Here is a 22545-nt window from a genome sequence, read left to right on the forward strand (position 1 = left end):
CTTCCCCTTGGCCGCTTTTTTCCCTCTATTTCACGCCGATCAAGGATAGACCATGCGCCTACCTTTGCCCTCCGATCTGCCTGCCAGCTTGCAGCCGCTGGTTTCTCGCAACCAGCAGTTCCTGCGCGATGCCGTGGCGGCTCACCCCGAACTGGACCTGAACGATTGCAGTGCGGCCCAGCGGCACCAGTTCGACCAGGTGGCCGCGGCCAGCGACTTCGTGCTGGGCGTGGCCCAGCGCGACCCGGCCATGCTGTTTGCCCTGCTGGCCAGCGGTGAGCTGGAACGGCGCTATGCCCCGGGGGAGCTGCGCGGGCAAATTGCCGCGGCGGCGCAGGCGGCGCAAAGCGAAGAGGAACTGGCGCGCAACCTGCGCCGCGCGCGCAACCGGCAGCAAGTGCGCATCATCTGGCGTGACATTACCCGCCAGGCGGAACTTGGCGAAACCTGCCGCGACCTGTCAGACCTGGCCGATGCCTGCATCGACGAAGCCTACCAATGGCTTTACCCGCGCCACTGCCAGCAATTCGGGACGCCCATCGGCAACCGCAGTGGCCAGCCGCAGCACATGGTTGTGCTGGGCATGGGCAAGCTGGGCGCGGTCGAACTCAACCTGTCCTCGGACATCGACCTGATCTTCGGTTTCCCCGAGGGCGGTGAAACCGAAGGGGTCAAGCGCTCGCTGGACAACCAGGAGTTCTTTACCCGCCTGGGCCAGCGCCTGATCAAGGCATTGGACCCGGTGACCGTCGACGGCTTCGTGTTCCGCGTCGACATGCGGTTGCGCCCTTACGGCTCTGCCGGGGCCCTGGTACTCAGCTTCAATGCCCTGGAACAGTATTACCAGGACCAGGGGCGCGACTGGGAACGCTACGCCATGATCAAGGCCCGGGTGGTGGCCGGCGATCAGGCTGCTGGCGCGCAGTTGCAGGAAATGCTGCGCCCGTTCGTGTACCGCCGCTACCTGGACTTTTCCGCCATCGAAGCGCTGCGCACCATGAAGCAGTTGATCCAGCAGGAAGTCCGGCGCAAGGGCATGGCCGACAACATCAAGCTCGGTGCTGGCGGCATTCGTGAGGTCGAGTTCATCGCCCAGGCGTTCCAGCTGATCCACGGTGGGCGTGACCTCAGCCTGCAGCAGCGGCCGTTGCTCAAGGTGCTGGCCACCCTCGAAGGCCAGGGCTACCTGCCGCCGGCAGTGGTGGCTGAGCTGCGCGAAGGCTATGAGTTCCTGCGTTATACCGAGCACGCCATCCAGGCCATTGCCGACCGCCAGACACAGATGCTGCCCGAGGGCGAGACCGATCAGGCGCGGGTCGCCTTCATGCTTGGCTTTGCCGACTGGCAGAGCTTCCACGACCAGCTGACCTACTGGCGTGGCCGCATCGACTGGCATTTCCGCCAAGTCATTGCCGACCCGGACGATGAAGACGGTGAAGGCGAGCTGGTGGTGGGCGGTGAGTGGTCGCCGCTGTGGGAGCAGGCCCAGGACGAGGAAGCGGCGGGTCGCCAACTGGAGGAGGCCGGTTTCAAGGCGCCTGTGGACGCTTTGCGGCGCCTGGCCGCGTTGCGCTCAAGCCCGCAGCTGCGCTCCATGCAACGCATCGGGCGTGAACGCCTGGATGCCTTTATTCCACGCTTGCTGGCGCAAGCGGTGGAGCACGACAACCCCGACCTGGTACTCGAGCGGGTATTGCCGCTGGTAGAAGCGGTGGCGCGGCGTTCGGCCTACTTGGTGCTGCTGACGGAAAACCCGAGTGCACTGCGCCAACTGTTGACCCTGTGCGCCGCCAGCCCCTGGATCGCCGAGCAGATGGCCCGCTACCCGCTGCTGCTCGATGAGTTGCTCAATGAGGGCCGCCTGTTCAGGCCCCCACTGGCGCCAGAGCTGGCCAGCGAACTGCGCGAGCGGCTGACGCGTATCCCCGAAGACGACCTTGAGCAGCAGATGGAGGCGCTGCGCCATTTCAAGCTGGCCCACAGCCTGCGCGTGGCGGCCTCGGAAATCAGCGGCAACCTGCCCTTGATGAAAGTCAGCGACTACCTGACCTGGCTGGCCGAGGCCATCCTCGACCAGGTGCTGGCGCTGGCCTGGCGCCAGACCGTGGCCCGCCACGGTCAGCCCAAGCGCAGTGACGGCAGCCTGTGCGACCCGGGGTTCATCATCATCGGCTACGGCAAGATGGGTGGGCTGGAACTGGGCCACGGCTCGGACCTGGACCTGGTGTTCATCCACGATGGCGACCCGCAGGCGGAAACCGACGGGGCCAAGCCGATCGACAGTGCGCAGTTCTTTACCCGCCTTGGCCAACGCATCATTCACCTGCTGACCACCCAGACCAACTCGGGCCAGCTGTATGACGTGGACATGCGCCTGCGCCCGTCAGGGGCTTCGGGCCTGCTGGTCAGTTCGCTGGGGGCCTTCGAGCGCTACCAGCAGAACGAAGCCTGGACCTGGGAGCACCAGGCCCTGGTGCGGGCCCGTGTGCTGGTCGGTTGCAAGCAGGTGGGGGCTGCGTTCGAGGGCGTTCGCGCCAAGGTGCTGGGCCAGGCCCGTGACCTTGAGAAGCTGCGCAGCGAAGTGAGCGAAATGCGCGCCAAAATGCGTGACAACCTGGGCACCAAGGCCACCGCCGCCGGGACTGCAGCCAATGCCTTCGAGGCTGGCATGCCGTTCGATATCAAGCAGGATGCCGGCGGTATCGTCGATATTGAATTTATGGTGCAATACGCCGCTTTGGCCTGGGGCCACGAGCACCCGGCCATACTCCGATGGACCGATAACATCCGCATTCTGGAAGAGCTGGAGCAGGCAGGTTTGCTGCCGGCCAGTGACGCGGTGCTGTTGCGTGAAGTGTACAAGGCGTTCCGCTCGGCCTCGCACCGCCAGGCCCTGCAGAAACAGGCCGGGGTGATCGATGCGGCGCAGTTTGCCGATGAACGCCGTGAGGTACGGCGGGTCTGGGGTGAGCTGGGTTTGACCTGACACCGAGCTGGCTTCATTCGCGGGCATGCCCGCTCCCACAGGGAAAGCGCAGACCTGGAAGGCTGTGCATTACCTGTGGGAGCGGGCGTGCCCGCGAATGGGCCATGTGAGTGGTACACTGTCCGCCACATAGCCTGAATATAAAGAGGGGAGGCCAGGCTGAACCGCAGCCTGTAGCCTCCCCGAGCGTTTCTGGACTAAGCATGAGAATACTGATCATTGGCCCCAGCTGGGTCGGCGACATGGTGATGGCGCAGACCTTGTTCCAGTGCCTGAAACAGCAGCACCCCGACTGCGTGATCGACGTGCTGGCACCCGAGTGGAGCCGGCCGATCCTCGAACGCATGCCCGAAGTGCGCCAGGCCTTGAGCTTTCCGCTCGGCCACGGCGCACTGGAGCTGGCCACGCGGCGGCGTATCGGCAAGTCCCTGGCCGGCCAGTACGACCAGGCCATCCTGCTGCCCAACTCGTTGAAGTCGGCGCTGGTCCCCTTCTTCGCCGGCATTCCCAAGCGCACCGGCTGGCGCGGCGAAATGCGTTTCGGCCTGCTCAATGACGTGCGCAAGCTGGACAAGGCCCGCTACCCGCTGATGATCGAGCGTTTCATGGCCCTGGCCTACGCCCCTGGTGCCGAATTGCCGCAACCGTACCCGCGCCCGCACCTGCAAATCGAAGCCCAGAGCCGCGAGGCCGCCTTGGCCAAGTTCGGCCTGGAGCTCGACCGCCCGGTACTGGCGCTGTGCCCCGGTGCCGAGTTTGGTGAGGCCAAGCGCTGGCCGGCCGAACACTATGCCGCCGTGGCGGATGCGATGATCCGCCAGGGCTGGCAGGTATGGCTGTTCGGCTCGAAAAACGACCACCCGGTGGGCGAGCAGATCCGCGACCGGCTGATCCCGGGGTTGCGCGAAGAGTCGGCCAACCTGGCTGGTGAAACTTCGCTGGCCGAGGCTATCGACCTGATGTCGTGCGCGCAGGCCGTGGTGTCCAACGACTCGGGGCTGATGCACGTGGCGGCTGCGCTCAACCGCCCGCTGGTGGCCGTGTACGGCTCGACCTCGCCCGGCTTCACCCCGCCGCTGGCCGAACAGGTGGAAGTGGTGCGCACCGGTATCGAGTGCAGCCCCTGCTTTGACCGCACCTGCCGCTTCGGCCACTACAACTGCCTGCGCCTGCTGGAGCCCGGTAAAGTCATCGCCGCCCTGCACAGCCTGAGCGGGCCGGACCTGATCGATGCCGTGGCCGAGGTCGACTAAGTGCGGGTACTGATCATCAAGACCTCATCCCTGGGTGACGTGATCCATACCCTGCCGGCACTGACCGATGCCGCCCACGCGCTCCCGGGCATCCGGTTCGACTGGGTGGTGGAAGAAGGCTTCGCCGAAATCCCCAGCTGGCACCCGGCGGTCGACCAGGTCATCCCGGTGGCCATCCGCCGCTGGCGCAAGAACCTTTGGCAAACCCTCAAGAGTGGCGAATGGAAGGCCTTCAAGCAGCGCTTACGCGCGCACAAGTACGACCTGGTGATCGACGCCCAGGGCCTGGTCAAGTCGGCCTGGCTCACCCGCTACGTGAAGGCCCCGGTGGCTGGCCTGGACCGCTACTCGGCCCGTGAAGGCTGGGCCAGCCGCTTTTATGACCGGCGCCTGTCGGTTGCTACCGGCCAGCATGCGGTCGAGCGGGTGCGCCAGCTGTTCGCCATGGCCCTGGCCTACGACCTGCCCGAAGGCATCGGCAACTACGGCCTGGACCTCGAGCGCCTGCAACTGCCGCCAGCGGCGCCCTATGTCGTGTTCCTGCATGGCACCACCTGGGCGACCAAGCACTGGCCGGAAGCCTATTGGCGCGAACTGGCCGAGCGCATGGGCCGGCGCAAGCTGGAGGTGCGCCTGCCGTGGGGCAACCCGGCGGAGAAGGCGCGGGCCGAGCGCATTGCCCAAGGCTTGAACAATTGCCAGGTGCTCCCCAAATTGAACCTTGCCGGTGTTGCCCGCGTGCTGGCAGCGGCAAAGGCCTGCGTGGCGGTCGATACCGGCCTGGGCCACCTGGCCGCGGCACTCGATGTGCCGACCATTTCGTTATTCGGCCCGACCAACCCGGGCCTGACCGGCGCCTACGGACGGACCCAGATTCACCAGGCCAGTGACTGGCCCTGCGCGCCCTGCCTGCAGAAGAAGTGCACCTACAAACCGAGCGCCGATGACCTGGCCCGGTTCGATCTCAAACGCGAGTGGCCACTGTGCTTTACTCGCCTGAATCCCGAGCATGTGGCGAGCCGCTTGAGCGCGTTGCTGCTGGCTGAGGATGTCCGTTGATGCAACTGGCTTTCGTGCTTTACAAATATTTCCCCTTTGGCGGGCTGCAACGCGACTTCATGCGCATTGCCCTGGAGTGCCAGAAGCGTGGCCACCAGATCCGTGTGTACACGTTGATCTGGGAGGGCGACATTCCCCCAGGCTTCGAGGTACTGGTGGCGCCGGTCAAGGCGGTCTTCAACCACCGGCGCAACGAGAAGCTCAGTGCCTGGATGGCCGCCGACCTGGCCAAGCGCCCGGTCGACCGCCTGATCGGCTTCAACAAGATGCCGGGGCTGGACGTGTACTACGCCGCCGACGGCTGCTTCGAGGACAAGGCGCAAACCCTGCGTGGTGGCCTGTACCGCCGTTGGGGCCGCTACCGGCACTTTGCCGAGTACGAGCGTGCGGTGTTCGCCAAGGACGCGCATACCGAAGTGCTGATGATTTCCGAAGTGCAGCAGCCGCTGTTCATCAAGCATTACGGCACCCCGCTGGAGCGCTTCCACCTGTTGCCGCCGGGCATTTCCCAGGACCGCCGCGCGCCTGCCAATGCCGCCGAGATTCGCGCCGAGTTCCGCCAGGAGTTCAACCTGGGCGAGGGCGACCTGCTGCTGGTGCAGATCGGCTCGGGCTTCAAGACCAAGGGCGTTGACCGCAGCCTCAAGGCGCTGGCGGCACTGCCGTCGGCGCTGCGCAAGCGCACCCGGTTGATGGTCATCGGCCAGGACGACCCCAAGGTATTCCAGCTGCAAAGCGCTACCCTGGGCCTGAGCGATCAGGTGCAGTTCCTCAAGGGCCGTAGCGACATCCCGCGCTTTCTGCTGGGTGCCGACGTGCTGATTCACCCGGCGTATAACGAAAACACCGGTACGGTGCTGCTCGAAGCGCTGGTGGCCGGTTTGCCGGTGCTGGTGTCCAGGGTGTGCGGCTATGCCCATTACATTGCCGAGGCCGACAGTGGCCTGGTGCTGGACGAGCCATTCGAGCAGGACCAGCTCAACAGCTACCTGCAGCGCATGCTGGAAGACCCGCAGGCCCGCGCCAGCTGGTCGCGCAACGGCCTGGCATTCGCCGAAATCGCCGATCTGTACAGCATGCCGCAGCATGCTGCCGACGTGATCCTGGGGCAGAAAACCGCATGAAGCTGATACTGGCCGAACCCTTCAAACACCTGTGGGCCGGGCGCGATGCCTTCGACGCCGTGGAGGCGCTGCAAGGCGAGGTCTATCGCGAACTCGAAGGCCGCCGCACGCTGCGTACCGAGGTGGCTGGCGAGGGCTTTTTCGTCAAGATCCACCGCGGTATCGGCTGGGGCGAGATCTTCAAGAACCTGCTGACCGCGAAGCTGCCGGTGCTCGGTGCCGGCCAGGAGTGGCAGGCGATCCAGCGTTTGCATGAAGTGGGCGTGCCGACCATGACCGCGGTCGCCTACGGTGAGCGCGGCAACAACCCCGCCGCGCAGCATTCGTTCATCATCACCGAAGAGCTGGCGCCGACCATCAGCCTGGAAGACTTCAGCATCGACTGGGTCAGGCAGCCGCCCGAGCCGCGCCTGAAGCATGCGCTGATCGCCGAGGTGGCGAAAATGACCGGCGGCATGCACCGCGCTGGGGTCAACCACCGCGATTGCTACATCTGCCACTTCCTGCTGCACACCGACCGCCCGGTGACGGCGGATGATTTCAAACTGTCGGTGATCGACCTGCACCGCGCGCAAACCCGGGCGACAATCAGCCGGCGTTGGCGTGACAAGGACCTGGCGGCGCTGTACTTCTCGGCGCTGGACATCGGCCTGACCCAACGCGACAAATTGCGCTTCATGCGCGCTTACTTCCAGCGCCCGCTGCGGCAAGTCCTCAAGGACGAAGCCGCGCTGCTGGCCTGGCTGGAGCGCAAGGCGCAGAAACTCTACGATCGCAAGCAACGCTATGGGGATGCACTCTAATGGCGAGTTGGACACTGGCGCCGGGTTACCAACACCTGGCGGCGGACTTCGGCAGCCTCGATGCGGTATTTGCCATTCAGGGCGAACGCCTGACCCGCGACCCGCTCAGCGAGGTGGTGCGCATCGAGCGTGATGGGGTCAACTATTACGTCAAGCGGTACACCGGTGCCGGCAAGCACATGCGCCGCTACCTGGGCCGGCCGCGCATCAAGGCCGAATGGCAGAACCTCAAGCAGTTCGCCAAGTGGGGCATTCCCACCGCCGAAGTGGTGGCCTGGGGCCTTGAGCGCAATGGCCTGGCCTTTGGCCGCGGGGCGATGATCACCCGCGAGCTGCCCAACACCGAAGACCTCTCGGCCCTGGCCGAGCGCAACGATGCGCGGCTGGCCGATCGCACCTGGGTCGACCATATCAGCCGCCAGTTGGCCCGCCATACCCGGGTGATGCACGAACACCGTTTCGCCCACAACGACCTGAAGTGGCGCAACCTGCTGGTCGATGACCAAGGCACGCTGTTCTTCATCGACTGCCCCACCGGCGATTTCTGGCGCGGGTTCATGTGGCGGCACCGGCTGATCAAAGACCTGGCCTGCCTCGACAAGGTGGCCAAGTACCACCTCTCGGCTACCCAGCGCCTGCGTTTCTACCTGCAATACCGTGACCGCAACCGGCTTGATGCGCGCGACAAGAAACGCATCCGCCAGGTACTGGGCTTTTTCGAGGGAAGGGAATGACCGATTACCTGGCCAGTGCAGAACTTGCGCTGCTCAAACGCCATGGCCTGGATGACTTCGAGGCGCTGTGGGCGCTGCAACTGGACGCCGTGGACGAGCCCAACACCGGCCGTGGTGGCTGGAGCAGCGTGTTCCGCCTGGAACTCGAAGGCAAGGGTTACTACCTCAAGCGCCAGTGCGACTACCTGACCCGCACCCTGCACCGGCCGTTTGGCGAGCCAACCTTCGCCCGCGAATTCCGCAATATCAGCCGTTATCAGAAGTTGCGCATTCCGGCCTTGCAGGCGGTGTTCTACGGTGAGCGCAAGCAGGGCGGCCAGCATCGGGCGATTTTGATGACCCGTGCCCTGGACGCGTGGGCCGACCTCGACAGCCTGCTGGGCCAATGGCCGCAGTTGGGCGAGGCCGAACGCAACGGCATCCTGCAGGCGTGCGGCCAGCTGGCGCGTACCCTGCACGGCGCCGGCCAAGTGCACGGCTGCTTCTACCCCAAGCACATCTTTCTGCGCCAGCGCCGCGAGGGTTGGGACGCCCAACTGATCGACCTGGAAAAAACCCGGCCGTTGCTGTTCGGCATGCGGGACCGCCTCAAAGACCTGGAGCCGCTGCTACGCCGCGCCCGGGCCTGGAGCGAGGCGGATGTCCGCAGCTTGCTGGCCAGCTACCTGGCGCAACCCGCCGAAGGCACGCTGGTCGACACCTGGCTGCAACGCCTGACGCAACGCCGTCGTGAAAAAGAGGCCCGCTGATGCGTTTGTCTGAACTCAAGGACGCCGGGCGTAGCCCGTCGCTGCCGCTGACCCTGACCTTGGCCGATGCCGCCGGCAGCGCCGACCTGCAGCTGCTCAGCCTGTTGCGTGTGCTACCGGGCCAGCGCTATGTCGGCGCCGGTGTGTGGCGAGGGACGCCGGTACTGGCCAAGTTGTTGGTGGGTGCTAACGCGGCGCGGCATTTCCAGCGCGAATTGCAGGGCGTGAAGCTGTTGGCTGGTCAGGGGCTGACCACGCCCAGGCTGCTGGCCGATGGGCTCAGGGAAGGCGAAGGTGGCTGGCTGCTGTTCGAATTCCTCGACGGTGCCCAAAGCCTGGCCGATGCGTGGGGCGCGGTGGAAAACCTGCCGGTGCTGGCCGACGAGCAGCATCAGGTGCTGGGTGAGGCGCTGACGGCCGTGGCGCACATGCACGCCAAAGGCCTGTGGCAGGAAGACCTGCACCTGGACAACCTGCTGCGCCACGCCGGCAAGCTGTACCTGATCGATGGCGCCGGCATCAAGGCCGAAATCCCTGGCCAGCAACTGTCGCGCCCGCGGGTGCTGGAAAACCTCGGGGTCTTCTTCGCCCAGTTGCCCAAGCGCCTGGAACCGTTCATCGAAGAGTTGCTGGTGCATTACCTGCTGGCCAATGCCGAGCACGCGCTGCCGCTGGAAGCGTTGCAGAAGCAGGTGGACAAGGTGCGCAGCTGGCGGCAGAAGGACTACCTGGAAAAGGCCGGGCGCGAATGCAGCCTGTTCAGCGTACAGCGCAGCTTGTCGGGCTTGCGTGCGGTTCGCCGCAGCGAGGTGGGCGCCATGCTGCCAGTGCTGGAACAGGCCGATGCCTTGATCGACCAAGGCCATCTGTACAAGACCGGTGGCGCCGCCAGTGTGGCGCGTATCGAGGTGAATGGCCGGCAGTTGGTGCTGAAACGCTACAACATCAAGAACACCGCGCACTGGCTCAAGCGCTTCTGGCGCCCGAGCCGGGCCTGGCATTCGTGGATCGAAGGGCACCGCCTGGCGTTTCTCGACATCGCCACGCCACGCCCCTTGGCGGTGCTGGAGCAGCGGGTGCTGGGCCTGCGCAGCCGTGCCTACCTGGTCACCGAGTATGTCGATGGCCCAGACCTGACCGCGTGCTTTGCGCCCTACGTGGAAAGTGGCGAGGCCCCGCAAGAACAGCTCGATGCCTTGGTGCAGGTGATGCAGCAGCTGATCCGTGAACGCATCAGCCACGGCGACTTCAAGGGGCACAACCTGTTCTGGGACAACGGGCGCTGGTCACTGATCGACCTGGACGCCATGTGCCAACATGCCACCCAGCTCAGCTTCGCCCCCGCCTATGCCCGCGACCGGGCACGGCTGCTGCGCAACTGGCCCAGTGGCAGTGCCTTGCATCAGCGGTTGGACCGGCTGTTGCCGCGGCTTACCGAATAACAGTCTGGAAACGCCAGCCAGTCACTGCTTCGGCCGGGCTGGCGTACCCGGATGCGCCACTGGTCCCCCTGCCAACGCACAATGGCCCAGGCGATGGGCCTGCGGTCCGGTTGCCCGGGCATCAGCAAATGGTAATGGTTGTCCAGCAAGTGCGCGCGCAGCGGCAACGCCTGGCTGCCTGCGACCAGAAAGTACTCCCGGCCCAGGCGGTACAGTCCAGCGGTGTCGGTTGGCTCGGCGCCAGCCGGGTACGTGGGCAGTTGGCACGCTTCGAACAGCGCCTGCAAGTCGGGTAGCCCGTCATGCCACAGCACCACCGAGTCCACTACCCATTCGCCGTCTTCGCGGCGTTTGACCGGTACCTTGGTATAGGCGTCTGGCATGCGCGGGTCTACTACACGCCAGCGGTAGCCGTCGAAGGCGACCTGGTACGTAGCCCCGCTGGCATCCTTGATGTAGTAGAAGCTCAGGCCAGGGTACGGCGAGGGTTGCTCGTAGATACCTTCTTTGTGAATGCCATCGACGCGGTAACGCAGTTTTTCACGGTTGATGTTCACGCTTGCCGAAGGCGGCAACTTCAGTGGCGGAGGCGAGGGTATTCCCCGCAACGCCCGGCGCATCACGGTTGTTCCCCCCAGGTTGTTGACGGCGTCATTGGCGTAGGTGAAGGCGTCGACGATGTGTTTCAGCACGTCAACGCGTTGCCCTTGTTTGAACGCCTTGTGCGCGTCGATCACCGACAGGATCGAGCGCCCCAACGACACCGCCACCAAGGCCCGGTTGGGCAACACGAAGCTGATCAAGTCCAGAATGAGCGTCAGCCCGCGCAGGCCGAGCTCGCCCAGCAGTTCCAGCCGGGTATTGGTGCTGGCATCGACCGCGGCCAGCATGGCATTGACTTCAGCGAGGTAGCGGGCCCGCTGGAAATCGCCGGTGATCGTCGGGCGAAGTACATGGGGCCCCATGCCGCCTTTGGTCAGCCATAGCTCGATTTGCTCACGGTCGGCCAGCGGCAGGCGGTCTTTCAGGTAATCGCGCAGGGCAGGTTGTTTGCGCAGGGTCTTGAGCATGTGCCGGGTATTGCGAAACTCACGCCAGGCACGGCGGTCGGGGGCGTCCGGGGTGTAGACGATGAAGCGGGCGAAGCCTGGGCTGTCTGGGGTGACCAGCATGATGCCTTGCAGCGTATGCCCACCGATCAGCAACTGGCGCACGCTCAGTTGCGCTACGTCTGCCTGTTGGCGGGCATGGCTTTGCGGGTATTCGAGCAACGTGGTGATCCAGGCGAACCCGCGCTCGAACGGGTCTTCGAGAAGGTGGCCGGCATAGTGGGCCTTGGCCGCTTCGGCGCGCATGCGCGCATGGCTGATGGCGACATAACTGTCCTGCCGCCACTGTGCCTGCGGGGACGTCAGCAAATGGGTGCGTAGGTACTGGCTGTAGCTTTCACCCACATCCAGCTCACGGACCAGCTGCTTGACCTGGCCTGGGCTGACGCCATCGACGGTCACGCCCTGCTTGTCGTGCACCCTCGCCGTCAACCAGTAGTCGATATCGAGCAAGCTGACGTTGATCAGCGCCAGCTCGTCGATGCGGTAGGTCTGCTGGACCAGCTCGATGCTGTCGCCAACCTGCGGGCGGCTGGCGACGGGTATCCACGGGCCGGTGATGCTGGGCGGCAACACGGGGCCTATGGGCCTGGCCAGGGTGACACTGACATACAGGCCGAGCGGGTCGATATCCAGTTGGTGACGTTGGCGCAGTTGCGTACGCAGGCGTTCACGCGTCCAGGCGAGCAGGCCATTGCGGTCGACGAATTGCTCAAGGCTCAGGATACCGGGTGCCGCCGCCTTGTCGATGGCGATCACCAGCTCTTGCAGGGTTTGCATGATGTGCGTAAGGCCCTGTGCCGAGGCATTTTTCAGCCAGGCTGGCGAGTTGCGCTCCAGCAGCAGGCCGTAGCGTGTTTGTAGCGCAGAGCGGCTGTCGGCCCATGGCAGCAGATCGGCGGCCCCGGCCAGGTCCGCTGTCAGCTTGGGCCAGTCCACCGCCGCCTGCTGCGCAGCTTCCTGCCAGGCCTGGGTCAGCGCGGCGTGCTGGCCGTCGATCAAGGCCTGAACCTGCGCCTGGATCATGTCCTCGTTGAACCATTCATAGCGCAGGCGCTCGGCGTTGCGGGCGTTGTCGCGGTCGTGTTCGTTGCTCATGTGCCGCAGCAGTGGCCGGCTTTGCTGCACGTCGTCCAGGCGTTCGCAAAGCTCGGTGTGCAGCTCGGCAAGGCTATCGAATGCCTCGATGCCATGGGACAGGCTGCACAGCAGCGCGTAGTCGGTGGTGTTGCGAGGGTCTGGCATGCGGCCCTCCGGCCCGCCTTCGACGATCACGAAGGTGCCGGGCAGGTAGCTACGCCAATTGGGTGTGGTGATGTCCAGTACGGGGCGGTAGATCTGCGGCCGTTGCGCGGCTGGTAAATGCTGGCGCTGCGAGGGCAGCGGCCTGTTGGCGCAGCAGGTGACCAGCTCGGCATGGCTCGAACCCAGCGTGTGGTCATCGCTGCGCAACGCGATTTGCGCCAGCAGTTGCTGGCGCAGCAGCGTAGCCAGGCGTGCGCGCCGGCTCTCGCCGCTCGCGGTGCCGAGCCAGTACTGCGCAAGGTCGGCGAAGTAGCGCTGCCGTGCGTTCAGCAGCGGCAGCGACGGGTCGGGCGCTGGGGGTGGGGTGAGCAGGGCGCTCAATTGCGCATCGAAGGACTTGAAGTGTGTCAGGCTCATGGCGGGCTCCACGGTGAACAGGCCGTGCAGCTTGGTCCCAGCGGTTGATACAGGCGTGTTAGCGGGTTACCTCATTTGCCGCTCAGCCCACGGAACCCGAGCCATGCCGGAATGCCCAGCCCCAGCCAGGCCAGGGCGTCCCAGGCGCCGTCCCCGAGCAGTGCGGCGAACAGGCCGGCTGCACCCAGAGCGGCGATGAGCCCCGGCCAGGCGAAGATCTGCCTGGTGCTGCGTGACCTGTGGCTCACGGGCGCGCCCCCCTACTGCTGCGCAGCTTGGTCCACCACAGGTAGAGGCCGCTCCCGAGTACGATGATGGTCAGCACGTCCAGTGCTGCCCACAGCACCTGCATGGGCCGCCCGCCGTAGTCGCCAAAATGCAGGGGTTGCGACAGGCCCATGGCATCCATGTACCAGGGGCGTTCGCCGACGGCGGTCACTTGCAGCGTGCGTGCATCGATCAGGACCGGGGTGAGCAGGTGCGAAGTGAGGTGCGTGGCACCTTTCATGAACACCGCGTAGTGGTGCTCACTGGAGAAGCGGGTACCAGGGAAGGCGATGAAGTCTGGGCGCATGCCGGGGGCGGCCTGTTCGGCGATGGCCAGCAGGTCGCTGGCCGCAGCGCGTTCGCCCAGCGGTGGGGCGTTGCGGTAGGGGGCCACCATGGCCGCCAGGCTGTCGTTGCGCCAGGCAGCGATCACTAGGTCGGACAGGGCGCTGATCACGCCGGTTACACCGACAGTCAGTGCCCAGGCCAAGGTGACGATGCCGATCAGGTTGTGCAGGTCGAGCCAGCGCAGGCGCCGGGATTTGTCGTGGCGCACGCTGGCGAAGCCCAGCCGGCGCATGAACGGAGCGTATAGCACGGTGCCGGACACGATCGCGACGACGAACAGCACGCCCATTAAGGCCAGCAGCAACTTGCCCGGCAGGCCAGCGAACATGTCCACGTGCAGGCGCAGCATCAGCATCATGAAGCCACCGTTGGCGGCGGGCATGGCTACCGCTTCGCCTGTGCGGGCGTCGAGCATGAAGGTGTGCGACAGGTTGGGCTCGGTACCGGCGGTGGCGGCGGTGATGGCCACCACGCCGTCGGGTTGGTCTTCTTCATAGCCAAAGTACTGCATGACCTCGCCGGGGCGGTGCTGCTCAGCCTTGAGCACCAGCTGTTGCAGGTCGAGGTGCGGCGTGCCGGGCGGCATTTCGCGCAGTTCGGCGGCGTCGCCCAGCAGGTGTTCGAGTTCGTGGTGGAAGATCAGCGGCAGGCCGGTGAGGGCGAGCAACAGCAGGAACAGGGTACAGACCAGGCTGCTCCAGGTGTGAACCGCTGACCAGCGGCGGATGGTTGGGCTTTTCATCACGGTACCGTTTTTTGCCTCAGGAATTGGAGGGGGCTGCTGCGCAGCCCAATCGCCGGCAAGCCAGCTCCCACAGGTAAATCAGGAGCCCGAAGACATGCGCTGACCTGTGGGAGCTGGCCCCCGCAGGTAAATCAGGAGCCCGAGGACATGCGCTGACCTGTGGGAGCTGGCCCCCACAGGTAAATCAGGAGCCCGAGGACATGCGCTGACCTGTGGGAGCTGGCCCCCACAGGTAACTCAGGGGCCCGAGGACATGCGCTGTACCTGTGGGAGCTGGCCCCCACAGGTAAATCAGGAGCCCGAGGACATGCGCTGTACCTGTGGGAGCTGGCCCCCGCAGGTAAATCAGGAGCCCGAGGACATGCGCTGACCTGTGGGAGCTGGCCCCCACAGGTAAATCAGGAGCCCGAGGACATGCGCTGTCCCTGTGGGAGCTGGCCCCCACAGGTAAATCAGGGGCCCGAGGACATGCGCTGTCCCTGTGGGAGCTGGCCCCCACAGGTAAATCAGGAGCCCGAGGACATGCGCTGTACCTGTGGGAGCTGGCCCCCACAGGTAAATCAGGGGCCCGAGGACATGCGCTGTACCTGTGGGAGCTGGCTTGCCGGCGATTGGGCCGCAACGCGGCCCCGGCTCACTCAGAACTTGTAGGTGGCGCTGGCCACGACACTCCGCTCGTCGCCGTAGTAGCAGTAGTACGCGTCACAGGTGGAGAGGTAGTCCTTGTCCAGCAGGTTGGTCGCATTGAGCGCTACCGAGGCCCCCTTCAGGCTGTTGTCCAGGCGGCCCAGGTCGTAATGCACCGATGCATCGAACACCGTGTAGGCATTGGCCTTGCCCAGCCAGGTGTTGCCTTGGTCACCATAGGTATTACCGGTGTAGCGTGCCCCCAGGCCGATGCCGAAGCCGTCCAGTACGCCCGAGTGGAAGGTGTAGTCGCCCCACACCGAGGCCTGCTGGTTGGGCATCAGTTGCAGGCGGTTGCCCTTGAACTGACCGTCCTGCACTTCGGATTTGGCCAGGGTGTAGGCGGCAATTACCTTCAGGTTGTCGGTAACGTCGGAAACCGCTTCAAGCTCCAGGCCGCGGACTTTCACTTCGCCGGTCTGGCTGGTGACACTGGTATTGCCGTCGTTGCTGGTGACCAGCACATTCTTCTGAGTCAGGTCATACACCGCGGCCGAGAGCAACGTATTTGAACCGGGGGGCTGGTATTTGACACCCAGTTCCCACTGCTTGCCTTCGGTTGGTTTGAACGACTTCAGTGGGTCCGCATCGGCCTTGCTGGCGGGCTGGAAAGATTCTGCATAAGACAGGTAAGGCACAAACCCCGAATCGAAGACGTAACTGATCGCCGCGTTGCCGCTGAAGTTACTGTCGCGCTGGGTGTTGGTAGCGTCGCCTTTGTTGAAGAACGTTGTACCGGTGTGTACCCAGTCCTCCCGACCACCCAAGGTCAGCCGCCAGTTGCCCAGCGCCATCTGGTCCTGCACGTACAGGCCGGTCTGAATGGTTTTCTGGTCGTAGTCGTAGTAGGCAGTGGAACGGTCCGGTCTGCTGATCGGCAAACCGTAGACCGGGTCGTTGACATTGATGGGCGGCGCAGCGCCATAGATCGTCAGGAAATCGTTGTTGGTGCGTTGGTGGTCCAGGCCAACCAGCAAGGTGTGGCTGATGGCGCCTGTGCTGAAATCACCCTGAAAATTGTTGTCGACGGCGAACTGGCTGATGTCCTCGTCAACGTTGGTGGTACTACGCCCCACGTTGCCTTGGTCGTCCACGACCATGCCGAACTCTGGCAAGTAGCTGTTGACGGTGATCGTCTGGAACGACAGCTCGGACTTGGTATAGCGCAAGTTTTGCCGGAACTGCCACACGTCGTTGAAACGGTGCTCGAACGCGTAGCCCAGCGCGTAGTAGGTCCGGTCGTAGAATTCGTAATTCGGGTCACCCAGGTTCTTGTGGTGGGAGATCTTGCCGAACGGCATGTCGATCTTGGTGCCCTGGATCGGTCGGAACTGGCTGGTGACCCCGGTATCGTCGCGGGTGAACTGGGAGAGGAAGGTCAGCGAGGTATCTTCGTCCACGTTCCAGGTCAGGCTCGGGGCGATGTTGTAGCGCTTGTTGTCGATATGGTCGATCTGCGTACCGCTGTCACGGATCACACCGCTAACGCCATACAGCAAGCGGCCGTCGTCATCGATCTTGCCGGTGCTGGCGAAGTTGATCTGGCGGTGGTTGTCACTGCCATATTGCAGTTCGATTTCATGGGCGCTTTCGGCTTGCGGGCGGCGGCTGACCATGTCCAGCAGGCCGCCGGGCGGTGTCTGGCCATAGACCGAAGAAGCCGGGCCGCGCAGCAGCGCCAGGCGGTCGAGGTTCCAGGTTTCGGCTTTCGGGTTGGCGTACACGCCACGTGGCAACGGCAGGCCATCCAGGAACTGGGTGGGCTCGAAGCCGCGTACACGCATCCAGTCATAACGGGTGTCGCTGCCGAAGCTGGCAGAGACGATGCCTGGCATATAGCGCACGGCATCGTCGAGGCTATGCACGCCGCGGTCTTTCATCTGCTCGCGGGTCGCCACGGAAATGGACCGTGGGACTTCGACCAGGGCGGTGTCGGTCTTGGTGCCGGCGGCCGTGCGCTGGGCCAGGTAGCCGTCGACCGGGCCCCACGCGCTTTCACTGGCGCTGTTGGCGTTCACGGTGATTTCCGGCAAGGCCAGGCTGCCCTCCGGCACCGCGACCAAGCTGTAGCTGCCCGCGCTGCTCTGCTGCAGTTGCAGGCCGCTGCCCAGCAGAGCTGCCTGCAAGGCGCCGAGGCCGTCATAGCGGCCGTTGACCGGCGCCGACGTGCGGCCACTGACCAGCGCCGGGTCCAGTGCCAGGGCGATGCCGGCCTGGCTGGCGATCTGGTTCAGGGCAGTGGCCAGCGGTGCGCTGGGCAGGTTGTAGGCGCGCAGCGCGGACTGCTCGGCGGCGAACAAGGCAGGGCTGACCAGCGGCGCGGCCATGCCGATGGCCAGGGCCATCAGGCTGGGGCGCAGGATACGATCTACGGCACGGGACATGCGGCGGTTCCTCGACGGGTAAGTGCTTGCTGCATCCTTGCCGAGCGAGAATCGAAAAGTGACAGGGCGAATCTGAAAAAAAGTGAGAATTGTTTGTAAAAGCAGGGGCGGCTGCGATCAGGCTGCTACAGCGCTACCTGGGCGTGACCTTCACCCACCACTGGGTATGCCGCTCGACCTTCACCGGCAGCACCGGCTCCAGTGAGGCCAGTGCCAGGTCGGTATCGGTCAGCGGGAAGCTGCCGCTTACCCGCAGGTCGGCGACTGCTGCATCCACGCCCAGGTAGCCGCTGCGGTACTTGCCCAGCACCGCCAGCAAGTCGCCAAGGCGTACGTCGTCGACCACCAGCATGCCGCGCGTCCAGGCATCGGCACCGGCCGGCACTGCGCTGACCTGGCCCAGGCCATCGGCATGCATCAGCACCTGCTGGCCTTCGCGCAACACCTGCTCGTCACCGCTGTTATGCGGCATGGCCGCGACCGACGCTTGCAACACTTCAAGGCGCGTGCCTGCGGCTTCACGACGTACCAGGAAGCGCGTGCCCAGTGGGCGCAAGCGGCCATCGTCGGTGCGCACCAGCAGCGGGCGTGGGTCCTGGTGGCCGGTATCGACCGAGATTTCACCCTGGTGCAGCACGATCACCCGTTGCGCACCGGCGTAGTCGATGTCTACCGCGGTGTGGGTATTGAGGCTCAACAGGGTGCCGTCGGCCAGGCGCAAGGTGCGCAACTCGCCGGTGGCGGTACGCTGGTCGGCAAGCCAGTAGCTGGGCGCCAGTGACGGTGCGCCGACCCAGGCCAGCAGCGAGCCGAGCAGGAACATGCCGGCCAGGCCGCCGCCCACCTTGCCGATGCGCCGGCGCAGGCTGGCGCGCGACTGCAGCAACGCCTGGCGCGCCGGGCCGGCGGCTGCGCTGAGCCGCTGGTCCATGGCGCCGAGCTGTCGCCAGGCGCGCGCGTGTTCTTCGCTGGCGGCATGCCAGCGCATGAACTCGCCACGTTCGGCAGGGCTGTCGCTGCCGCCGTCGAGGTTGAGTTTCCAGGCAATGGCAGCTTCCAGTACACGCGACGAGACCGGTGCGTTGCTCACGTCGGCTCCCCGTACAGGGCCACGTAGCACTGGCGCATACCCTGGGCGAGGTACTGGCGCACCCGCGACACCGAAACGCCCAGGCGCTCGGCGATTTCGGCATGGCCCATGCCATCCAGGCGGTTGTGCAGGAACGCCGCGCGGGCTTTGCTCGACAGCTTGCCAAGCAGGCGGTCGATGGCTTTGAGGTCTTCCAGAATCAGGTGCTGTACTTCGGGGGAGGGGTGTTCGGCTTCCGGCACCAGTGCCAGTTCCGCGAGGTAGGCCTGTTCCAGTGCGGCGCGCCGGAAGTGGTCGAACATCAGCCCCTTGGCCACGGCTGCAAGAAAGGCACGCGGTTCGCGGGGCGAGGCCAGCTGCTCGCGGCCTAGCAGGCGCACGAAGGTGTCCTGGCTCAGGTCTTCGGCACGTTGGCGGCAGGCCATGTTGCGTTGCAACCAGGCGAGCAGCCAGCCGCGGTGATCGCGGTACAGCGTACCAACCAGATCGGCGTGTGGGCTCTGTGCAGAAGGCAAGCAGCGTCCCCCCGGAACGTATGCATTAACTAACGATAATTATTCGCGATTGTTGCAGAGGGGAGGGGGTGGGTGCAATGGACGCTTATCGGTTCGCCTGCATGGGGTTGGCCAAGGGCCTGCGGTTTCACCGGCGCTGCGTAGCCCTGGCCTTACATGCCATGGCTCTGCACCTTGCGTCGCCGCCAGCCGCGCAGGCGCTGTTCCAGTTGCAGCGGGCTGTCCAGTTGTTGGCGCCGGGCCTGGCTGAACAGGATCAGCACAAGTTCTGCGGTGACTTGGGCATCAGCGCTGGCGTGGTGGCGTTCTTCCACCTGCAGCCCAAAGCGCGCCACCCAGTCATCCAGGCCCGCCTCGCGCAGAACCGTGTCGGGGTTGAGCATCGGCGCCAGCTCGGCCACATCCAGAAACGGCGACTGCAAGCGGTAACCCAGGCTTTCTTTCAATGCCCGCGCCAGCATGCGCTGGTCGAACGGAGCATGGAATGCCAGCACCGGGCTGTCGCCAATGAAGTCGAGCAGGTCCAGCAACGCTTCGGCGGGCTCGCAACCGGCGGCCAGGGCGCTTGGCCCGAGCCCGTGAATCAGCACGCTGGCGTTGGTTTTCAGCAGTGGCCGCTGCAGGGTGCGTTCGAATTGCTGGGCAAAGTCGATGGCCCCGTCCTCGATGGCCACTGCGCCGATCGACAGTACCTGATCACGGTTGGGGTTGAGCCCGCTGGTTTCCAGGTCCAGCACCACCCAGCGCTGCTCACGCAACGTGCACACACCCAGGGGCGCAGGTTTAGGCTGCCGGGCCAGGCGCTGGCGCGTGGCAGGGTCCAGCGCGGGTGTGCCGGGGCGCAGCCAGGCGAACAGGCTCATAACTGGTACCGCACGGCCAGGCTGCTTTGCAGGCGCTGGGCCTGGCGCAGGGACTCGCGCAGGATACGCCGGTCCAGGTGGTTGAGGCTGTCCGGGTCGAGCCGGTTGGAATACGGCAGGTTGGCGCGGGTCTGGCGTTGATGCTGTTGCATGCGGGTCTGCTGGATGAAGTGATACGCCTCTTCATAGGCCGCGCCGTCCAGTGCTTCGATCACCCCTTTGGCGACCAGCTGGCGCAGGCGCTCCAGGGTATTGCAGGCGCCGATGCCGTTGGCCAGCGCCAGCAGCCGGGCACCATCGACGAAGGGCGTCAGGCCCTGGACCTTCAGGTCGAGGGTGGCCGCCTTGTCACTGCCTTGGCGGGTCAGCACGAACTCGCGCAGGCGGCCCACTGGCGGGCGCTGGCGCAGGGCGTTTTCCGCCATCATGCGCTGGAATAAACGGTTGTCGGCCACCTGCGCCAGCACGCCTTGGCGCAGCTGCTCGCAGCCCTGCTCGTCGCCCCACACCACCCGCAGGTCGAAATAGATGCTTGAGCCCAGCAGGTTTTCTGGGCTGGCTTCGCGGACAAAACCGGCAAAGCGCCGCGCCCACTCGGCACGCGACAGGCACAGCGCAGGGTTGCCGGCCATGATGTTGCCCGCACACAAGGTGAAGCCACACTGGGCCAGGCACTGGTTGATGTACTGCGCCAGCGGCAGCAGGCGGGCACGGACGGCGTCGGCCTCGGTGCTGTCTACCGCCTCGAAGAGGATGCCGTTGTCCTGGTCGGTGTGCAGGGTCTGTTCGCGACGCCCTTCACTGCCAAAGCACAGCCAGCTGAAAGGCACGCCCGGGTCGCCGCGTTCAGCCAGAGCCAGTTCGATGACCCGGCATACCGTGTGGTCGTTGAGCAGGGTGATGATCTGGGTGATCTGCGTGGACGAGGCGCCGTGGGCGAGCATCCGTTCGACCAGTTGGCTGATCTCGCCGCGCAGCGAGACCAGGCTGTCTAGCCGCGGTGCATGGCGAATGGTGCGCGCCAGGTGCACCAGGTCGACCCGTTGCAGCGAGAACAGGTCGCGCTCCGAGACCACGCCACACAGCCGGCCATTTTCCACCAGGCACACATGGGCAATGTGCCGCTCGGTCATTGCCATGGCTGCGTCGAAGGCACTGGCCTGTGGGCTGAGGTAGAACGGCTTGGCGGTCATGTGCCGGGCAATCGGCGCACCCAGCTCGGCGTCCTGCGCGGCCACCACCTGGCGCAGGTCGCGCAGGGTGAAGATGCCGGTGGGGTAGCGCTGCGTGTCAACCACGACGATGCTGCCCACCTGCTGCTCGTGCATCAGCCGCACGGCTTCGCGCAGCGGCGTATCCGCGCTGCACACCACCGGGTGCCGCATGGCCAGTTCGCCCAGCGGCGTGTTCAGCGAGTATTGGGTACCCAGGGTTTCCACCGCACGCTGGCGAACCTGCTGGTTGACCTGGTCGAGCAGGCTGCTGACCCCGCGCAGGGCAAAATCCCGAAACACTTCAGACATCGAGAACACGCGGATGAACGCTGCCTTGTTCAGTTGCAGGCAGAAGGTGTCTTCGCCGGCCAGGTGCTCGGTGCGGGTGGCCCGTTCGCCGAGCAGGGCGGCCAGCGGGAAGCACTCGCCGCTGGTGATTTCGAAGGTGGTTTCGACACCCGGTTTCACCAGGTGCTGACGCTCGCCAACCACCCGGCCCTGCTTGACGATGTAGAAATGCTCGACCGGCCCGTCTGCCGGCTTGACGATGCTTTCGCCGCTGGCATAGAAGCGCAGCTGGCACTGCTCGACCAGATAGGCCAGGTGGCTGTGCTCCATCTGGTTGAACGGCGGAAAACGCTGCAGAAACTGCAGTGTGCCCTGAATGTTTTGCAGCACTGCAGTCCTGCCCGCCTGGCTGTAGGCGTCCTTTTTGCTCATGAAACCGACCGTATCGCTATGCCGAACTATATATATCTATATATAGGTGCCGGCCATGTTGTTCTCTGCCTCCATGGTCGGCTTGCGGCGGGGTGGTGCCCATTGGACGTAAGTCTATGAGCACACCTGTCAAAGACCCGACGAAAGGCGAACCGGGTTACGCAAGTTCTGCGGTCCTATGGCTGAAGCGGAATTTTTTTTGACGAGATGGCCATGCCTGAGCAAATCGATATTCTAAGCGACGAAGAGCGCGAGGCATTGGGTATGACCAGTGCGCCGGTGGCGGTAAAGCCGTTGGTGTTGGTGGTGGACGACAACGCGGTGAACCGTGAGGCGTTGATCCTGTACCTGAAAAGCCGGGGCATTGAGTGTGTGGGCGCGGACGGGGCCGAGGAGGCCAGGTTGTACCTGCATTTCGAGCAGCGTATCGGTTTGATGATTACCGATTTGCGCATGCAGCCAGAGGATGGGCTGGCGCTGATCCGCAAGATTCGCGAGTCGGAGCGGGCAGCGTTGTCGATCATCGTAGTGTCGGGCGACACCCATGTGGCAGAGGCGGTGGACGTGATGCACCTGGGGGTGGTGGACTTCCTGCTCAAGCCGGTGAACCTGGACAAGTTGCTGGAGCTGGTGAAGAAAGAGCTGAAAATTGATTGAGGCAGAGAGGGGCTGCTTTGCAGCCCTATCGCGACACAAGGCCGCTCCTACAGGTGCAGCGCAAGTTTTGATATTTGCGCTATCCCTGTAGGAGCGGCCTTGTGTCGCGATAGGGCCGCAAAGCGGCCCCCGTA

At 64.8% G+C, this 22545-nt stretch carries 16 protein-coding genes and 1 pseudogene; 9 read left to right on the forward strand and 8 right to left on the reverse strand.

The features are described from left to right. The first annotated feature begins 52 nt into the window (after positions 1 to 52). From glnE to GEV39_RS01650, 8 genes are all read left to right on the forward strand, one after another. A complete protein-coding gene (gene glnE / locus GEV39_RS01615) occupies positions 53 to 2986 on the forward strand; it encodes a bifunctional [glutamate--ammonia ligase]-adenylyl-L-tyrosine phosphorylase/[glutamate--ammonia-ligase] adenylyltransferase (RefSeq protein WP_173887361.1) in 2934 nt (977 codons plus the stop codon). Positions 2987 to 3189: 203 nt separating this feature from the next. Then, positions 3190 to 4239, forward strand: a complete 1050-nt coding sequence (gene waaF / locus GEV39_RS01620; protein WP_009683332.1) for a lipopolysaccharide heptosyltransferase II — start codon at positions 3190 to 3192, stop codon at positions 4237 to 4239. Further along, entirely contained in the window at positions 4240 to 5298 is a 1059-nt protein-coding gene (waaC, locus tag GEV39_RS01625; protein WP_173887363.1) for a lipopolysaccharide heptosyltransferase I, read from the forward strand. Then, entirely contained in the window at positions 5298 to 6422 is a 1125-nt protein-coding gene (locus GEV39_RS01630; RefSeq protein WP_173887365.1) for a glycosyltransferase family 4 protein, read from the forward strand. The genes waaC and GEV39_RS01630 overlap by 1 nt, the downstream gene beginning before the upstream one ends. Beyond that, positions 6419 to 7225 carry a lipopolysaccharide core heptose(I) kinase RfaP gene (rfaP, locus tag GEV39_RS01635; RefSeq protein ID WP_173887367.1) on the forward strand — a complete coding sequence of 269 codons (807 nt, stop codon included), beginning with the start codon at positions 6419 to 6421 and terminating at the stop codon, positions 7223 to 7225. The genes GEV39_RS01630 and rfaP overlap by 4 nt, the downstream gene beginning before the upstream one ends. Next, positions 7225 to 7959 (forward strand): lipopolysaccharide kinase InaA family protein, encoded by a 735-nt coding sequence (locus GEV39_RS01640; RefSeq protein ID WP_029885032.1) that lies wholly within the window; start codon positions 7225 to 7227, stop codon positions 7957 to 7959. The genes rfaP and GEV39_RS01640 overlap by 1 nt, the downstream gene beginning before the upstream one ends. Further along, the gene (locus tag GEV39_RS01645) at positions 7956 to 8708 is read left to right on the forward strand and encodes a lipopolysaccharide kinase InaA family protein (RefSeq protein WP_173887368.1); all 753 of its coding nucleotides are present in this window, start codon (positions 7956 to 7958) and stop codon (positions 8706 to 8708) included. The genes GEV39_RS01640 and GEV39_RS01645 overlap by 4 nt, the downstream gene beginning before the upstream one ends. Beyond that, on the forward strand, positions 8708 to 10150 hold the full coding sequence (locus GEV39_RS01650; protein WP_173887370.1) for a lipopolysaccharide kinase InaA family protein: 1443 nt from the start codon (positions 8708 to 8710) through the stop codon (positions 10148 to 10150). The genes GEV39_RS01645 and GEV39_RS01650 overlap by 1 nt, the downstream gene beginning before the upstream one ends. Here GEV39_RS01650 and GEV39_RS01655 read toward each other — a convergent pair. From GEV39_RS01655 to GEV39_RS01690, 8 genes are all read right to left on the reverse strand, one after another. Beyond that, positions 10111 to 12921 carry a dermonecrotic toxin domain-containing protein gene (locus GEV39_RS01655; RefSeq protein ID WP_173887372.1) on the reverse strand — a complete coding sequence of 937 codons (2811 nt, stop codon included), beginning with the start codon at positions 12919 to 12921 and terminating at the stop codon, positions 10111 to 10113. The genes GEV39_RS01650 and GEV39_RS01655 overlap by 40 nt on opposite strands. Positions 12922 to 12992: 71 nt before the next feature. Beyond that, positions 12993 to 13169 carry a hypothetical protein gene (locus GEV39_RS01660; protein ID WP_173887374.1) on the reverse strand — a complete coding sequence of 59 codons (177 nt, stop codon included), beginning with the start codon at positions 13167 to 13169 and terminating at the stop codon, positions 12993 to 12995. Further along, positions 13166 to 14278 carry a PepSY-associated TM helix domain-containing protein gene (locus GEV39_RS01665; protein ID WP_173887376.1) on the reverse strand — a complete coding sequence of 371 codons (1113 nt, stop codon included), beginning with the start codon at positions 14276 to 14278 and terminating at the stop codon, positions 13166 to 13168. The genes GEV39_RS01660 and GEV39_RS01665 overlap by 4 nt, the downstream gene beginning before the upstream one ends. 641 nt (positions 14279 to 14919) lie before the next feature. Further along, positions 14920 to 17352: a TonB-dependent siderophore receptor gene (locus GEV39_RS01670; protein ID WP_173887378.1), complete on the reverse strand. Its 2433-nt coding sequence runs from the start codon at positions 17350 to 17352 to the stop codon at positions 14920 to 14922. Between the two features lie 133 nt (positions 17353 to 17485). Next, positions 17486 to 18442, reverse strand: coding sequence for a FecR domain-containing protein (locus GEV39_RS01675; protein ID WP_054881576.1), 957 nt, complete (start codon positions 18440 to 18442; stop codon positions 17486 to 17488). Further along, positions 18439 to 18957 carry an RNA polymerase sigma factor gene (locus GEV39_RS01680; RefSeq protein WP_029885025.1) on the reverse strand — a complete coding sequence of 173 codons (519 nt, stop codon included), beginning with the start codon at positions 18955 to 18957 and terminating at the stop codon, positions 18439 to 18441. The genes GEV39_RS01675 and GEV39_RS01680 overlap by 4 nt, the downstream gene beginning before the upstream one ends. Before the next feature lie 152 nt (positions 18958 to 19109). Further along, on the reverse strand, positions 19110 to 19820 hold the full coding sequence (locus GEV39_RS01685; RefSeq protein WP_173887379.1) for a 3'-5' exonuclease: 711 nt from the start codon (positions 19818 to 19820) through the stop codon (positions 19110 to 19112). Continuing rightward, positions 19817 to 21754 carry a DUF294 nucleotidyltransferase-like domain-containing protein gene (locus GEV39_RS01690; protein WP_173887381.1) on the reverse strand — a complete coding sequence of 646 codons (1938 nt, stop codon included), beginning with the start codon at positions 21752 to 21754 and terminating at the stop codon, positions 19817 to 19819. Before GEV39_RS01690 ends, GEV39_RS01685 begins: the two co-directional genes overlap by 4 nt. Positions 21755 to 21870: 116 nt before the next feature. Here GEV39_RS01690 and GEV39_RS01695 point away from each other — a divergent pair. Continuing rightward, positions 21871 to 22411, forward strand: a pseudogene (locus GEV39_RS01695) (response regulator). The last annotated feature ends 134 nt before the right edge of the window (positions 22412 to 22545 follow it).

It is taken from the genome of Pseudomonas sp. NY5710, from assembly GCF_013305665.1.
Taxonomy (GTDB): Bacteria; Pseudomonadota; Gammaproteobacteria; order Pseudomonadales; family Pseudomonadaceae; genus Aquipseudomonas; species Aquipseudomonas juntendi.

Bases quoted from the DNA above. Each gene is read 5' to 3' on its own strand.
- glnE (WP_173887361.1), top strand. From the start codon at position 53: ATGCGCCTACCTTTGCCCTCCGATCTGCCTGCCAGCTTGCAGCCGCTG.
- waaF (WP_009683332.1), top strand. From the start codon at position 3,190: ATGAGAATACTGATCATTGGCCCCAGCTGGGTCGGCGACATGGTGATG.
- GEV39_RS01630 (WP_173887365.1), top strand. From the start codon at position 5,298: ATGCAACTGGCTTTCGTGCTTTACAAATATTTCCCCTTTGGCGGGCTG.
- rfaP (WP_173887367.1), top strand. From the start codon at position 6,419: ATGAAGCTGATACTGGCCGAACCCTTCAAACACCTGTGGGCCGGGCGC.
- GEV39_RS01640 (WP_029885032.1), top strand. From the start codon at position 7,225: ATGGCGAGTTGGACACTGGCGCCGGGTTACCAACACCTGGCGGCGGAC.
- GEV39_RS01645 (WP_173887368.1), top strand. From the start codon at position 7,956: ATGACCGATTACCTGGCCAGTGCAGAACTTGCGCTGCTCAAACGCCAT.
- GEV39_RS01650 (WP_173887370.1), top strand. From the start codon at position 8,708: ATGCGTTTGTCTGAACTCAAGGACGCCGGGCGTAGCCCGTCGCTGCCG.
- GEV39_RS01655 (WP_173887372.1), bottom strand. From the start codon at position 12,921: ATGAGCCTGACACACTTCAAGTCCTTCGATGCGCAATTGAGCGCCCTG.
- GEV39_RS01665 (WP_173887376.1), bottom strand. From the start codon at position 14,278: ATGAAAAGCCCAACCATCCGCCGCTGGTCAGCGGTTCACACCTGGAGC.
- GEV39_RS01670 (WP_173887378.1), bottom strand. From the start codon at position 17,352: ATGTCCCGTGCCGTAGATCGTATCCTGCGCCCCAGCCTGATGGCCCTG.
- GEV39_RS01685 (WP_173887379.1), bottom strand. From the start codon at position 19,820: ATGAGCCTGTTCGCCTGGCTGCGCCCCGGCACACCCGCGCTGGACCCT.
- GEV39_RS01690 (WP_173887381.1), bottom strand. From the start codon at position 21,754: ATGAGCAAAAAGGACGCCTACAGCCAGGCGGGCAGGACTGCAGTGCTG.